We start from the raw sequence: 13,994 nt of genomic DNA on the forward strand, positions 1-13,994 counted from the left end.
GCTTCATTCCCCCAACGCCTGCTGCAATACTCTCAGATTGTCCCGCATAACTTCCAGGTACCCCTTGGCTCCGCTCTTTTCCTCCGGGGTAAGCCCGGCCACGGGGCTCAAAACCAGCGCTTTGACCCCTGCTTCTCGGGCCAGAGTCTCCGCCACCCGAGGATTGGAGGGAGACTCGAAGAAAACGTATTTTATCTGCCGCTCTTTGACCAGGCGCACCAGCTCGGCCAGTTTAGCCGGTGAAGGCTCGGCCTGAGGGGAAAGACCAGCTATAGGGATCTGTTCCAAGTTATAGCGCTTGGCCAGGTAGCCGAAGGCGGCGTGCGAGACCACTAATTCCCGGTGCTTGAAGTGGGCTGCCGCTTCGCGGTAAGCCCGATCGAGCTCCTGCAGCTGCTCCTCGTAGGCCTTGGCCCGCTGCCGGTAGTAGTCAGCCCCCTCCGGATCCACGGCTATAAGCCCCTCCAGAATGTTTTTCACATACTGCTGAGCGTTTACCGGGTCAAGCCAAGCGTGGGGATCGATCTCTCCGTGATGATGGTGATGGGCCTCACTATGGTGCGCTTCGCTTCCGCCCCCCACCTCGGCAAAGGTGAGAAGCCTTATACCTTTAACCGCCTCTACCGCCTTCCCCTTGTACTCGGGAAGAACCTTGCCGACCCAGGGCTCAAGCCCGGCCCCGTTGTAAACGAAGAGTTTGGCCTGCATGATTTTGGTGAGATCGCCCGGTGAGGGCTCCCAGTCATGTACGCTTACCCCCGGCGGAACCAGGCAAGTCACCTCCACCCGATCTCCTCCCACCTGACGGACAAAATCGGCCAGGGGGAAGAAGGTAGCCACCACCGATAGCTTAGCCGGCTTCTCCCGGCCGGTCGGAGCAGGAGCTCTGCATCCTGCCAAAACGACCAGCAAAACGACAAGTCCAAGTGCCAGCCAGCGCTTCATCTTCTCTCCCCTCCGCTCAAGGCTTCCCGGCAAGAGCCACAGTAGCCATAAATGGCGAAGACATGGCTTTTTACCTCGAAGTCGGGAAAGGAATCCAGCACTTGGGAGAAACACTCGTTAAAGTTGCAGGGAAAAGAGAACACGCGGCCGCAGCGCAAGCAGATCAGGTGGTGTCGGTGTTTTTCGGACAGGATAAAGTGCCTGCTCCCTTCGAAGAGGGTTTCCTCTACCAAACCCACGCTACGCAAGGTTTCCAGGGTGCGGTAAACGGTTCCCCGCCCTACGCCGGGAAAGCGCCGGTGCAACCTTTCCTCTATCTCCCGGGCGTTAAGCGGTTTCTCAGCTTCGGCTAGTACCCGTAAAATCTCCTGTCGCTGGGGAGTAAGCTTGAAACCCCTGGCTTTCAGGGCCTTCACCACTCGCAGGAGTTCATCCTGCCCGCTCATACCCTCCCTCCTAGCGGTACCAAGTTCTAATTGAGACTCTATATCAATTAGATAGCGTTATCATCGGGATATGTCAAGAGGATTTGCCATCGGGCGGACAAGCAAAAAAGAAGGAGCGGCGCTTTCCACCGCTCCCTTACCTCACCAACTCGGCCAGACGGGCCATTCCCCTTATCATGCGTTGCACCCGGTCCAGCCGCCGAGTCTTAAGGCGCTGCCGAGGGGATCGCTCATTCCCCAACTCCGGCAGAAGTAAGGCTCCCGCCACCAGTCCGATTATTCCCCCGGTAACTAGTCCCCGCCAAAAAGTCACCTTTCCGCCTCCTCTCTCCGAGTCACAGTCTTATCTGGGCCGGGTCTAATTTTACTAACATGCCGTCCTCGTCTATCTCGAAAATTTGAACTCCTTCGCGGTCAATGCGGTACTCCAGGCAGCAGTCGCGACAGAAATAGTGACCCGCTCCTATCTTCCCCACCGCCTTGCCGCCGCAAACCGGACACTGCATAAAAACTTACACCCCCGGTTTTTCCTGCACCTTTAGTGTGCTTCGTCTGAAGCGAAATCTTGCAAGGAAAGTGGGCAGCTGATGGCCCTCTGCAACTCAGAGCGGGCGGTGGCGAAAGAAGAAGTAGCCTCCTGCCCATCCGGCTACAAGCCAAGGGATTAAGGTCAAAGCTATTTTGAGGAGCACCCAACTACTCAATACATCCGACCCTCGGGCGTTAAAAGTGAGCCCCAGAAGCGGCTTCGCCATAAGGGAAAAAGAGGTAAGTTTGCCTCCAAGCGCCATTAGAAGGTGACCGAAAGATGGCCGCCACAGGTTCCGCCCGTGAGTCGCTGGGATAAGGCGGCCAAGTTCAGAAAGCTAGACCAGGTCCGGCCTTCTATTTGGAAATCCTTCCTGCGGGCACAGAAATAATCGGCTAGGCACCGTAGACGTTTGTTTCAATCCCACAATGGTTCGATTGGTACCGGCAGCAGGTGGCGGAGAAGCTGGTGAGGCTGCTGGCGGCTTTCAATCCCACAATGGTTCGATTGGTACTTCTCTTGCTCTTGCTGCTCCTGCTTTCGCTGCCGTCTTTCAATCCCACAATGGTTCGATTGGTACAACTTATCGTAGAGTACCCTCCTCTCGTCTGCCAAACTTTCAATCCCACAATGGTTCGATTGGTACGGGTTGGAAAGCGTTATAACACTATGAAGCTTTTTACTTTCAATCCCACAATGGTTCGATTGGTACGGCAATTGGGAAACGGGACTACAAACAGCTCTCCATACCTTTCAATCCCACAATGGTTCGATTGGTACAATTTCGAGGGCTTTCCGCCCTCCCCAGCGCCCTGACTTTCAATCCCACAATGGTTCGATTGGTACCTCCTAGACACTGCAACCCACCTCCAAGAAAGAAAACTTTCAATCCCACAATGGTTCGATTGGTACTTGCGGGACGAGGGCGTCTGGGACAGGCCCGGGCACCTTTCAATCCCACAATGGTTCGATTGGTACCTCCGTGGAGGAGGTCCCCCAGGCGGCCCTGGCCCGCTTTCAATCCCACAATGGTTCGATTGGTACTTTAGGGGGTGATAAGAGTGGATGTTAAGAAAGTGTCTTTCAATCCCACAATGGTTCGATTGGTACGGCCCGCACCGGTCCACCTCCTTTTGCAACGAAAAAACTTTCAATCCCACAATGGTTCGATTGGTACAGGTTCTCCTAAAAGCAAAGGGAGGTGTTAGTATGTCTTTCAATCCCACAATGGTTCGATTGGTACCAAGCCTATCGGGGCTCAAAAAGCCTTGATTTTCCTTACTTCCCGCCTTTGCCTCCCACCCTGGACTGCCGTCGACCTTCGGTTAACCCCAAAACCCCAGGGGGTCGACGGCAACTCCCGATCCCCGAAACCCGCATCACTACTGGATCTGTTATAATCTTCCAAACGGCAGGCGGCCTTCAATGCCCTTTGACCACCCAGGTCGACGGCAATTATAACACGGCGGCAGCAGACAAAGCAAACTCCAGATTTACCGGTACTTACCGCAAAAAAGTAGCTATCCATCGCTGTTTTCGGCGCTTTTCTAGAGGAGACGAAAAATTGCTCCAGTTCCAAAAACCAAGACACTCTGCTTCCCTAACCCGCAACCTGTCACCCGCTGAGGACACCCGCTTTGCGAGCCACAGAAACACCGCGGCGAGGTTACCGTTACCTGGGTTTGCAAAAATCACGCCTTCTAAAGTCTAGGCTGCAGTCATCGCGAGCGGGCGGCCTCACTTGACCGGAAGCACAGGGGAAAAGCAAAAGACCGGCCGGAGTTGGTTTGCTCCCTTGCGCACGTCCAGCCAGATTGGCCGATCGGTTGAGTTTCAGATATCCCCTTTGCCAAAATTGAAAGGAAAGGCAGGAAAGGAGCAAGACGCATGCAACTCGGCCAGCAAATAGTTTTGGAGATAACCGATCTTAACCATGCCGGAGAGGGCGTAGGGCGGTTTTCCGGCCTGGTGGTCTTCGTTCCCTTCGCCCTGCCCGGAGAAAGAGTGCGGGCAAGGGTGACGGAGATAAAAAAGAACTACGCCCGGGCCCGTCCAGAAAAAATTCTTTCCCCATCGCCCGACCGGGTTCTCCCTCCTTGTCCCTCCTTCGGCTCTTGCGGCGGCTGCCAGCTCCTGCACCTAGACTATGAGCACCAGCTGCGTTTCAAGAACGAAGTGGTAGAAAACGCTCTTTCACGGTTGGGCAAGCTCAAGGAGATCGAAGTCAAGCCCATTTGGGGCATGGAAAACCCATGGCATTACCGCAACAAGGTGCGCTTGCACGTGGCCTGGGAAGGCCGAAAGCCGATTCTAGGACTTTACGCTCCCAGCTCGCACGTCATAGGTCACCGTGTAGATCAGAACGCTTGTCACCTGCTGGACGAGCAATTGAATGCTTTGGCTCGAGCTCTGGCCAGGCTAATGAGAAAACATGCCGAAGCGTTCGTTGGCCTCACAGCGGTTAGCCTGCGCCTGGCGGCCGGCACCGGAGAAACCATGGTAGTGCTAGAAGGAGACGGCAACCATGTTGAATGGAAACAATTTATAAAAGAGCTGACCGCCGCAACATCGGTGAGCACAGTGGTGAAGGTAAGGGCTAGGAGAAAAGAGGAAGTTTTATACGGAAAAGGATATATCACCGCCCTGCTTGACGGTCTTAGTTTCAGATTTTCGGCCCTTTCTTTTTACCAGGTGAATTACGTCCAGACCAGCAAGCTTTACTCTAAGGTCCTGGAGTACGCTTCCCTTTCAGGTCGGGAGCAAGTGGTCGATGCCTACTGCGGGGTGGGCACTATTGCCTTATTTTTAGCCCGAAAGGCGGCCCGGGTGGTAGGCATAGAAATCTCGCCCGAAGCGGTGGCTTTGGCTTCGGTCAACGCCGCTCAGAATGGCCTGAACCATGTCTCCTTTATAAAGGGAGCTGCCGAGGAAGTGCTGCCGGAATTGCTGGAGCGAGAAGGAGCGTTCGATCTGGTGGTGCTGGACCCGCCCCGCCAGGGAGTGAAGTGGGCCGCGCTGGAGTCTCTGGCCAAAGCCCGAATTCCGCGGGTGATTTACGTTTCCTGTAACCCCGCCACCTTAGCCCGTGATTTGAGCTTCTTGTCCGCTCAGGGTTACCGGGTGGAAGAAGTACAGCCGGTGGATATGTTTCCCCACACCTTCCACATCGAGTGCGTGGCTTATCTTTGCCGGTAAAAGCGGCGGAACAAAGCGTCGGTTACCACAGCCACTATCATGCCGCAAGCGGTAGCTAAGACCGTAGTGCTGATTATAGCAGCAGGCTCCTTAGAACCGTAAAGGGCTCTTACCCCGATTATGGTAGTGGGAATTAAAGTGACGCAGGCGGTGTTAAGGGCCAGAAAAGTGCACATGGCGGGAGTGGCCTCCTCTGGCCGCGGGTTTAGCTTCTGCATCTCCCGCATGGCCAGCAGACCCGCCGGCGTAGCTGCGTTTCCCAGGCCCAAGAGGTTGGCGCTCAGGTTAAGAATTATGGCGCCCATAGCAGGATGCTGGGGAGGAATGGAAGGAAAGAGGAAACACAATAAAGGCTTCAAGAGCCGGGCCAGGAAGGCCACGATACCCGCTGCCTCCGCTACCCGCATGACTCCTAGCCAAAAGGTTATGATGGCAATAAGGCCGAGCGAAGTCTCCACCGCCACCTTGGCCCCGTCCAGAATGGCGGTGGTGACGACCGCTGTCTTTCCCTGAATCATCGCTACTAGAATTCCAGAAACTACAAGCAGAAACCAGAACCAGTTGACCAAGCTGAACCCCCTCCCCTTCTACTTTCAAGGTTATGCAATTAAGGGAGGGGTTAGAAGTCTTAGCTGGGGTTAACTTCTGGCTGCAGCCGCTGGCGGTCCCGGTCGCGGCGGCGCATTTCCTCGATCCTTTCCAGCACCTGGGGAGCCAGGTCTACCAGGCGCTCGGCCAAGTGGTTGCCTTCCACAGGTAAAAGGCGCACGTTGCTCCCGTTTACCACCAGGAAGCCCACCGGCTGAACCGAAACCCCGGCACCGCTACCGCCACCGAAGGGGAGCTCTCCGTACTCTGGGTGCCGGCGCTCGGGAGTAAAGGCGCTTCCGCCGGCGGCGAAGCCACAGGCCACGCGCGACACGGGTATGATCACCGTTCCGTCAGGAGTTTCCACCGGGTCGCCCACCACTGTGTTCACTTCGATCATGCTCCTCAGGTTCTCCATAGCTGTGCGCATGAGGCCCTCAATCGGGTGCTCCACCTTTTCCTCACCTCGGTAAAGGAAGCATTGGCGTTATTAATATGACTCCTGTAGCAAAACAGTATGCGTCGAACTCAGCAGGTGAGGTGAAGAGCGGCCACCACCCGTTTACCTTGGGCTAAAAGCTCGTTGTATTTGCGACAAGCTTCGGCTGTAGGGAGGGCGATGAGATCAATGCCGCGCTCAGCCAAGGAACTTTTTACCTCCGGCAATACCCGGACCACACCGTAAGCCCCGGTGCCGATAACCAGAACTTCGGGATGGACCTTGAGTGCCTCGGTGAGGTCGGACAAAGCCACTTCGTGTCCTCGCTGGCGCCACCAGGAAAGCACCCGGTCTGGAAAGATGAGGATGTCTTGGTGGTAAGTTTTGCCTTCGACGATCACTTCCCCGAAGCTGTATTTATCTACCCGCATCCCTCCTCCCTCCCCGGTAAAGATGTAAGAGCCATCGCAAAAGCCGCAATCCTTTGAGTAGCGGCACACTGGCTGTAAGTTCGAAGCGTGTAGACCAGGTGCGAGCCAAGAAGTTAGGAATCACTACCGTTTCATAGTTAAGCTTTTCCGGCCGGAGGAAGTAGTTTAGTAAAAAGCTTTGCCCCGCCCATAAAAGGCCAGCAAGCCAGCCGGTGCTCGCTGCCTCTCCCGTTCCTACAGAGGTGTGCCAGACGCACTTCTCTATCTGTAGCTCCGGTAAAAGCTTCTTCACAAGGCGAAGCCACTTCATTAAAAGCCTCCAGTTGCCCGGGGTAAAGCCTTCTGACTTTCTCTCCCCGGCGGGGAAGACAAAACGACAAAGCCTTATGCCTGCCGGGGCCTTCACGGTCAGGCTGAAGTGCGACTGTTCCTTCCCCTCAGAGAAATCTAACTGGAGGCGAAGGCGACTTTTTAAAGTAAGGGCAACCGTCGCCGCTACCAAAACCAAGAACCAGAGCTTAAGCACTGGAAAATCCCCTCAAACTTAGAGGTTAAGCGCCTCCCGCACCCGTGCCAAAGTGGCGTTGGCCACCGCCCTGGCCTTCCCCTTTCCCTCTTCCAGAACCTCCCGGAGGTAGTCCGGCCGGGCCATTATCTCCGCCCGCTTCTCCCTGATGGGAGCGAGGCGCCTATCCAGGACCATTGCCAGCTCCTTTTTGCAGGCCACGCAGCCTATCTCCCCTCGTCGACAGGCGGTCTCGATATCCCTGGCCCTCTCCGGCTGGTAGATCCGGTGGTATTGAAACACTGTGCAGACCTCCGGGTGGCCCGGGTCGTGTTTGTGAATACGGGCCGGGTCGGTAACCATTCGGTTCACCAGATTGGCCAACTCCTCGGCGGAAGCGGTAAGCGGGATCACATTACGGTAGCTCTTGCTCATTTTCTGCCCGTCGATTCCCGGCACCAGCTTCACCTCGGCCAGTATGCCTTGAGGTTCCGGGAAAATAGGGGCGTAGAGGTAGTTGAAGCGCCGGGCTATCTCGCGGCAGAGTTCTATGTGCGGCAGCTGGTCTTCCCCCACCGGAACCCCCTCGGCCAGGTAGATCAAAATGTCCGCCGCCTGCAGAAGCGGATAGCCCAAGAAGCCGTAAGTAGTAATATCCTTCCCCAGCGCCTTGAGTTTACGCACCTGGTCCTTGTAGGTGGGTACCCGCTCCAGCCAAGAAAGGGGGGTGAACATGGAGAAGATGAGGTGCAGCTCGGCGTGAGCGGGCACGTGCGACTGAACGAAGATGACGCTTTTCTCCGGGTCAAGTCCTACCGCCAGCCAGTCGGCCACCATAGCGTAGGTGTACTCTTTGATGCTCCGGGGGTTTTCGTACTCGGTGGTTAGCGCGTGCCAGTCGGCAACGAAAAAGAAGCATTCGTGTTCTTTTTGCAGTTCCAGCCAGTTTTCCAGCACGCACAGGTGCCCCAGGTGCAGATAACCGGTAGGACGCATACCACTTAAGATCCGCAAATCTTCTCGACACCTCCGTCAGAAGCCGCTTACGGCTTGAGCTAAGCGCACAAAGAGGTATAACACCGGCTTAACCACTATCTCCAGGTAAAGAGAAATTACCCCGGTTAAAATAAGTAAAAGCAAGATTATAACGCCGTACTGCTCATAGCGCAAAAGCCAGTTCATCTCCAGCGGCAGGAGACTTACCAGCACTTTGGAACCGTCCAGTGGCGGAACGGGCAGAAGGTTAAAGAGGGCCAGAACCACGTTTATAGCGACTATTCCTCGCAAAACCAGTCCCAGAGGGTCGGTCTTCACCCCCCACAACCCCCACAGCAGAGCTCCGACGAAAGCCACTACCAGATTGGCCGCTGGGCCAGCCAGAGAAACCCAGAACATGCCCCAGCGCATGCCGATGCGAAAATAGTAAGGGTTTACCGGTACAGGCTTGGCCCAGCCGAACCCAGCTAGGAAGAGCAAGATTAGTCCTATGGGATCGATGTGGGCCAAGGGATTTAGCGTAAGCCGACCGGAGGCTCTGGGGGTAGGGTCGCCCAGGGCATCAGCCACCTTACCGTGAGCGTACTCGTGCACGCTTAAGCCCAGCATGATTCCCGGGACAAGGGAAAGCATATACTGAAAACTGGGAAGCGTGAACAATTCGTTCGGCTCCTTTCCTACGAAGTTAAACCTAGCAGCCGCTTGAGCCAATAACTATCTTCCTGGCCGAGAAAGTCGCCGGAAGGGTTTTTTAGGAACGCCTTTATTTTATCGGCTAATTCGGCCTCGATGGCGTATCGCCGGCAGAATTCGGCGGCTCTTTCCTCTCCAGCCAGGTAGCAAAAAGCCAGCAAGAGGTAAAACCATTTTTTACTGCTTTGGGATCCCCTCCATTCCCGCTCCAGCGTCACTGCTAGGGAGCTTGCCCGGCCATAGTCCAGCCCGGGGAAGAGCCGGGACCAAACCCCCGTCTCAGCCAGTCGGCTTAGAAAAAGGGGTACATTAGGTCCTTCAAGCCCCAGTTTAATTTCCTCCCATAACTTCTCCCCTGGTACCTGCTCGAGCTTCCCCTCTTGCAGTGCCTCGCGCAGAAAGCGGGCGGTCTCCCTCTCGATAAGAAAGTTTAACTCGGCCGCCAGACGCAGGATGCGCACGATGCGCAGCGAGTTTTCCCGGAAGCTGTAACTGTGTAAAACGCGCAGGAGACCGTTTTTTAAGTCATTTTGCCCACCGAAGAAGTCTACCAACACTCCGAAGCGGTGGGGCGTAAGGGCTATGGCCAAGGCGTCGATGGTGAAATCTTGTTGATAAAGCTCCTGGCGTAGGAGGGAGTTGGGCAAAGGGTTCCCGGTAGCATCGTACTCCAGGAAGGAAGGCTTGAGCTGCCGGAGGTGAAAGCAAAAGTTCTCCAGGCAAATCCTACCATCTTTCGCTTGAGCCGACTTGCCCAGCTCTTCGTAGAGCTTCTCCACCTCGCCGTCGGCGGCCAAGTGGTAAACTGGCCGTTCTCTCCCCAGCAGAAGGTCGCGCACACTCTCCCCGATGAGATAGATTTCCATCCCCATTCTTTCGGCCAATCTCCCTGCTTCCTCCAGGAAGCCGAGGACGGCCGGGGGGAGGTGCTTGCGTAGCACGGTGCGCGCGTCCCAGCGCTGACCCAGCGGAGAAAGGGGGAGGAAGAGATAAGAGAAGGCGGGTCGGAAATTCCGGTGCAGGGTTTTGAGGATATCCGTACGGGAAACGATCCCGACCAATCTGTCCCCTTCCACCACCGGTAAACGCCCAATATCGTGCTGCACCAGTAGCGCCTGGGCCTCGCGCACGGGAACCTGGGGAGAAACGGTAACCACCTGGCGGCTCATGTAGCCCTTGACCGGAGCATGTCCCAAGCCGCTCAGTTTCGCCTTCTCCACATCCCTCCGGGAGATAATCCCTACCAGTTTCCCTCCCTCTACCACCGGCAGGCCACTATGTCCGTAGCGCAGCATTATCTGCCCCGCTTCGGTAACCGAAGTTTCTGGCGTGACTGTCTTCACCGGGGAGGTCATTATTTCCCCCACGGTGAGAGGTGGCCGCAACTGCTGGTTAAGCCAGGCTAAAAGCCTGAGCTTTATTTCCTCGAGATCTGCCCCCTTGATAGCGGCCGAAGCAGCCTGGGCGTGTCCGCCCCCGCCCAGGGAGCGAAGGACTTCCCCCACGTCGATCTCTGGCGAAGCTGCCCTCCCCACCACGTAGACCCGGTCTTCCATCTCCACTATCACAAAGGCTACGTCCGGACGCTCTATCTCGGCCAGGCGGTGCGTGAGCAAAGCTAAACCCTCGATAAACTCCCCTACCTTGGCCTTGGAGAGCAACACCTTGAGGCCGTTGATGGAGTGTCTTTCGGCGTTGAGCAGGAGGGCCTTGAAGAGACGCTTTTGCTCTTCGGTTAGAGGGCGCCCCAGAAAGTTGGCCACTATGCCCAGGTTCCCTCCCTTTTCTAGGAGGAAGGTCACCGCGCGCAGATCCCGGGTAGTGGTGCAGGGGAAGAGCAGGCTCCCCGTATCCTCGTAAATCCCCAGGAGCAGCACCGTGGCTTCAAAGGGGGAAAGGGGGACCTTTTTCTTTTCTATTTCTTCCACCAAAAGGGTGGTAGCCGCCCCCACCATGGCCACCACTTCTTTCGACCCCTTCACATCTCCCTCCGCGGCCGGGTGATGGTCATAGATGTGGATTTCCAGTCCCGGGGAGTCCAAAAGCTTGGCCAAAGGGCCTAGGCGCCGGACGTTGCGGGTATCTACCAGAATGAGACGCCGCACCCCTTCAAGCTTTAACCCCCGTGCCTCTTCTATTCCCAAAGCGTCCTTATGCAGGGCCAAAAAAGTTTCCACTCCCGGCGCGGCCTTGCCAGGAAGCACCATTCGGGCACCGGGGTAGAGCTTGCTGGCTGCCACCATGGCTGCCAAACCGTCAAAATCGGTCATTTGGTGGGTGGTAATTACTTCCATAGGCGCTCCGGCACGCGGTCATGGCTTATGAGATCCTCTAAGGTCTCGCGTGCCACTATGAGATCCACCTCTCCCCTTCGCACCAGCACCATAGCGGGCCGAGGAAGGCGATTGTAGTTCATGGACATGGAGTAGTTGTAAGCGCCGGTGGCAAAGACGGCTAGGATGTCTCCCGGCTGCGGATAGGGTAACTTAACGGCCGGGATGAGAATATCTCCAGATTCACAGCACTTCCCGGCTACCGCCACCTCCACGGCTGGAGGCTCTAACATCCGGTTGGCCAGTACCGCCTCGTAGCGGGCCTGGTAGAGGGCCGGACGGGGGTTATCCGTCATGCCTCCGTCCACCGCCACGTAGGTCCTTACCCCGGGAATTTCTTTAATAGCCCCTACGGTGTAAAGGGTGATTCCTGCCGGGCCCACAATAGAGCGCCCCGGCTCTACCACTATTCGGGGGAGGGGTAGCCCTTCCTCCCGGCAGGCTTTCTCCACCGCTTCCAAGATGGCTTGTACGTAGTCTTCTATCGCCGGAGGATCGTCCTCTGCCGTGTAGCGTATGCCCAGGCCCCCGCCCAGATCGAGCTCCTCCATCACCCAACCCGTTTTATACCTCATAGAAGCGGCGAAGGCTATCATCACCCGCGCCGCTTCCTGGAAAGGCTCCAGGCGCAAAATTTGCGAACCTATGTGACAGTGCAGCCCCACCAGCTCCAAGTGGGAAGAAGATAAGGCCCGTCGGACCGCCTCCTCCGCCGCTCCGGTGGCCAGAGGAAAGCCGAACTTGGAGTCGAGTTGGCCCGTGCGAATATATTCGTGCGTGTGGGCCTCTATGCCTGGTGTCAGGCGTAAGAGAATGGCCGGTCTTTTCCTTAAAGCCCGTGCCCTTTCCTCCAGGAGCTCCAGTTCGTGAAAGTTATCCACCACAAAGCGCCCCACACCTAGCTTTAGGCCCATCTCTATCTCTTGGAGGGACTTGTTGTTGCCGTGAAAGTAGAGGCGCTCGGACGGGAAACCGGCCTTCACGGCGGTGTAAAGCTCCCCCGCCGAGACCACATCGAGGTATAGACCCTCTTCTTGGCAGATCCGGCAAACGGCCAGAGTGAGGAGGGCCTTGCCCGCGTAGACCACCCGGTTGCCGGGACCCAGCGAACGGAGGTAGCGCCGACAGTTGGCGCGGAAAACTTCCTCGTCAAGCACGTAAAGAGGAGTACCATACTCGCGGGCTAAGTGTACCGTATCTACTTCTCCAACCTCTAGGTGGCCAACCGCGTTTACCCGCAATGATTCCGCGATCCTCATGCCCTTTCCACCTGCGGTAGGCTGGAAAGAGACTCTTTAAGCTTTTCCTCCGGCAGAGTGTAGTCTTCTAGTTGGCCTTCCAGGTAAGCAGCATAGGCGGCTAGATCGAAGTGTCCGTGTCCGCTAAGATTAAACAAAATCACCTTCTTTTCTCCTGCCTCGCGGGCTGCTAGAGCTTCGTCTATGGCTGCTTTGACGGCATGCGCCGACTCCGGAGCAGGCAGTATACCTTCGGTCTGAGCAAAGAGCGCCGCCGCGTCGAAAACCTGGCGCTGCCCGTAAGCCCGTGCTTCCACGACGCCGTCCGCCACTAACTGGCAAAGCAAGGGAGCATCGCCATGGTAACGCAGCCCGCCGGCATGTATAGCCGGAGGGATGAAGCCCCTTCCCAAAGTGTACATGTAAAGGAGAGGAGTAAGGCCTGCCACATCGCCGTAGTCGTACGCCCTTACCCCTCTGGTGAGCGTGGGGCAGGCGGCCGGTTCCACCGCCAGAAAGCGGATCTTCTCTCCCTTAGTAAGGCAGTCGGCTACCCAGGGGAAGGCTAGACCGGAAAAGTTCGAGCCTCCCCCCACACAACCTATCACTACATCGGGCTTTTCTCCAATTTTCTCCATCTGCCGCTTGCTCTCTAGCCCAATGACCGTTTGGTGCAGGAGCACGTGGTTTAAAACGCTTCCCAGAGCGTAGTTGGTGTCTTCATGGGTGGCCGCGTCTTCCACCGCCTCACTTATAGCGATGCCCAAACTGCCGGGCGAAGAAGGATCCTTTTCCAGAACCTCTTTACCGGAACGAGTACGCGGAGAGGGACTGGGCAAAACTTCCGCCCCGAAAAGTTGCATCAAGATGCGCCGGTAAGGTTTCTGCTCGTAGCTCACCTTGACCATGTAGACGGTGCACTCGAGTCCGAAAAAGCGACAGGCCATGGCTAAGGCGCTGCCCCACTGCCCCGCTCCCGTTTCCGTAGCCAAACGTCTTATGCCCGCCTGCCGATTAAAGTAAGCCTGGGGCACAGCAGTGTTCAACTTGTGGCTTCCCGCCGGACTTATCCCTTCGTGTTTGTAGTAGATGTGGGCCGGCGTGTCCAGATACTTTTCCAAGCGGCGGGCTCGAAAGAGAGGAGTGGGACGCCACAGGCGGTAGACCTCGCGCACCTCTTCGGGAATCGGTATCCAGCGCTCCCGGGTCATCTCCTGCTCGATGAGGGCCGGAGGAAATATGGGAGCCAGGTCCTCAGGCTTCACCACCTCTCCCGTTACGGGATGCAGAGGAGGCTTAGGAAGTCGAGGCAGGTCAGCCTGCAAATTGTACCAGGCTTCGGGAAGCTCGCGCTCGTCTAAAAGAATCTTGTAACTCACCCCTCATCTCCTCTCTACCAGCAAAGTCTTTGGTATTAGCCCCATTTTACGCTACGCAAAGCCTGGTTAGCAAGCTCCAGGCTTAAAAGCCTAGGAATAAAAAGGTCTTAAGCCGCGTATGCTAATAGCGGCTCCGCTAAAACTCTCTCTCCCCAGCCAGCGGGTTTCTCCCCGCTGGATTCTTTTTTTCTTGTTCGAGCACCAAGCTTAAGGCTATAATACTTTTCCAAAGACGTCCTTTCCTCTTCCAGCGATACAGGCCCGGGGGTATTTTTAC

14 protein-coding genes and 1 CRISPR repeat array are annotated in these 13,994 nt (G+C 56.4%); of the genes, 1 reads left to right on the forward strand and 13 read right to left on the reverse strand.

Features of this window, described 5'->3' with window-relative positions; genetic code table 11:
• Positions 1 to 3: 3 nt before the first annotated feature.
• From DXX99_RS03650 to DXX99_RS11475, 4 genes are all read right to left on the reverse strand, one after another.
• Complete coding sequence (locus tag DXX99_RS03650; RefSeq protein ID WP_115792161.1) at positions 4 to 945, reverse strand: metal ABC transporter substrate-binding protein; 942 nt, start codon at positions 943 to 945, stop codon at positions 4 to 6.
• Complete coding sequence (locus DXX99_RS03655) at positions 942 to 1,391, reverse strand: Fur family transcriptional regulator (RefSeq protein WP_115792162.1); 450 nt, start codon at positions 1,389 to 1,391, stop codon at positions 942 to 944. Before DXX99_RS03655 ends, DXX99_RS03650 begins: the two co-directional genes overlap by 4 nt.
• 136 nt (positions 1,392 to 1,527) lie before the next feature.
• Positions 1,528 to 1,704 (reverse strand): hypothetical protein, encoded by a 177-nt coding sequence (locus DXX99_RS11470; protein ID WP_165847700.1) that lies wholly within the window; start codon positions 1,702 to 1,704, stop codon positions 1,528 to 1,530.
• A 22-nt stretch (positions 1,705 to 1,726) separates the two neighbouring features.
• Positions 1,727 to 1,897: a hypothetical protein gene (locus tag DXX99_RS11475; protein WP_165847701.1), complete on the reverse strand. Its 171-nt coding sequence runs from the start codon at positions 1,895 to 1,897 to the stop codon at positions 1,727 to 1,729.
• Between the two features lie 437 nt (positions 1,898 to 2,334).
• Positions 2,335 to 3,163: a CRISPR direct-repeat array (repeat unit 30 nt; unit sequence CTTTCAATCCCACAATGGTTCGATTGGTAC).
• A 644-nt stretch (positions 3,164 to 3,807) separates the two neighbouring features.
• Between DXX99_RS11475 and rlmD the strand changes: the two genes are divergently transcribed.
• Positions 3,808 to 5,115, forward strand: a complete 1,308-nt coding sequence (gene rlmD, locus DXX99_RS03660) for a 23S rRNA (uracil(1939)-C(5))-methyltransferase RlmD (RefSeq protein ID WP_115792163.1) — start codon at positions 3,808 to 3,810, stop codon at positions 5,113 to 5,115.
• On the opposite strand, the gene DXX99_RS03665 is transcribed toward rlmD, so the two are convergent.
• The 9 genes from DXX99_RS03665 to DXX99_RS03705 form a co-directional block, all read right to left on the reverse strand.
• Positions 5,100 to 5,684 carry a nucleoside recognition domain-containing protein gene (locus tag DXX99_RS03665; protein ID WP_115792164.1) on the reverse strand — a complete coding sequence of 195 codons (585 nt, stop codon included), beginning with the start codon at positions 5,682 to 5,684 and terminating at the stop codon, positions 5,100 to 5,102. The genes rlmD and DXX99_RS03665 overlap by 16 nt on opposite strands.
• Positions 5,685 to 5,743: 59 nt before the next feature.
• Positions 5,744 to 6,157 carry a GerW family sporulation protein gene (gene ytfJ, locus DXX99_RS03670; RefSeq protein WP_115792165.1) on the reverse strand — a complete coding sequence of 138 codons (414 nt, stop codon included), beginning with the start codon at positions 6,155 to 6,157 and terminating at the stop codon, positions 5,744 to 5,746.
• 74 nt (positions 6,158 to 6,231) lie between these two features.
• Positions 6,232 to 6,573: an Mth938-like domain-containing protein gene (locus DXX99_RS03675; protein ID WP_115792166.1), complete on the reverse strand. Its 342-nt coding sequence runs from the start codon at positions 6,571 to 6,573 to the stop codon at positions 6,232 to 6,234.
• Complete coding sequence (locus DXX99_RS03680) at positions 6,560 to 7,099, reverse strand: DUF2953 domain-containing protein (protein WP_115792167.1); 540 nt, start codon at positions 7,097 to 7,099, stop codon at positions 6,560 to 6,562. Before DXX99_RS03680 ends, DXX99_RS03675 begins: the two co-directional genes overlap by 14 nt.
• Before the next feature lie 18 nt (positions 7,100 to 7,117).
• Positions 7,118 to 8,092 carry a tryptophan--tRNA ligase gene (gene trpS, locus DXX99_RS03685; RefSeq protein ID WP_115792168.1) on the reverse strand — a complete coding sequence of 325 codons (975 nt, stop codon included), beginning with the start codon at positions 8,090 to 8,092 and terminating at the stop codon, positions 7,118 to 7,120.
• Between the two features lie 18 nt (positions 8,093 to 8,110).
• Entirely contained in the window at positions 8,111 to 8,734 is a 624-nt protein-coding gene (locus tag DXX99_RS03690) for a site-2 protease family protein (protein WP_240610805.1), read from the reverse strand.
• Between the two features lie 17 nt (positions 8,735 to 8,751).
• A complete protein-coding gene (locus DXX99_RS03695; RefSeq protein WP_115792169.1) occupies positions 8,752 to 11,061 on the reverse strand; it encodes a CBS domain-containing protein in 2,310 nt (769 codons plus the stop codon).
• Positions 11,052 to 12,359 (reverse strand): diaminopimelate decarboxylase, encoded by a 1,308-nt coding sequence (gene lysA, locus DXX99_RS03700; protein ID WP_115792170.1) that lies wholly within the window; start codon positions 12,357 to 12,359, stop codon positions 11,052 to 11,054. Before lysA ends, DXX99_RS03695 begins: the two co-directional genes overlap by 10 nt.
• On the reverse strand, positions 12,356 to 13,717 hold the full coding sequence (locus DXX99_RS03705; protein ID WP_115792171.1) for a TrpB-like pyridoxal phosphate-dependent enzyme: 1,362 nt from the start codon (positions 13,715 to 13,717) through the stop codon (positions 12,356 to 12,358). The genes lysA and DXX99_RS03705 overlap by 4 nt, the downstream gene beginning before the upstream one ends.
• Positions 13,718 to 13,994: the final 277 nt, after the last annotated feature.

The organism is Ammonifex thiophilus, from assembly GCF_003368535.1.
Taxonomy (GTDB): Bacteria; Bacillota; Desulfotomaculia; order Desulfotomaculales; family Ammonificaceae; genus Ammonifex; species Ammonifex thiophilus.

What these genes read in the sequence shown, in the direction of transcription:
- DXX99_RS03650 (WP_115792161.1), bottom strand. Translation starts at nt 945, where the DNA reads ATGAAGCGCTGGCTGGCACTTGGACTTGTCGTTTTGCTGGTCGTTTTG.
- DXX99_RS03655 (WP_115792162.1), bottom strand. Translation starts at nt 1,391, where the DNA reads ATGAGCGGGCAGGATGAACTCCTGCGAGTGGTGAAGGCCCTGAAAGCC.
- DXX99_RS11475 (WP_165847701.1), bottom strand. Translation starts at nt 1,897, where the DNA reads ATGCAGTGTCCGGTTTGCGGCGGCAAGGCGGTGGGGAAGATAGGAGCG.
- rlmD (WP_115792163.1), top strand. Translation starts at nt 3,808, where the DNA reads ATGCAACTCGGCCAGCAAATAGTTTTGGAGATAACCGATCTTAACCAT.
- DXX99_RS03675 (WP_115792166.1), bottom strand. Translation starts at nt 6,573, where the DNA reads ATGCGGGTAGATAAATACAGCTTCGGGGAAGTGATCGTCGAAGGCAAA.
- DXX99_RS03695 (WP_115792169.1), bottom strand. Translation starts at nt 11,061, where the DNA reads ATGGAAGTAATTACCACCCACCAAATGACCGATTTTGACGGTTTGGCA.
- lysA (WP_115792170.1), bottom strand. Translation starts at nt 12,359, where the DNA reads ATGAGGATCGCGGAATCATTGCGGGTAAACGCGGTTGGCCACCTAGAG.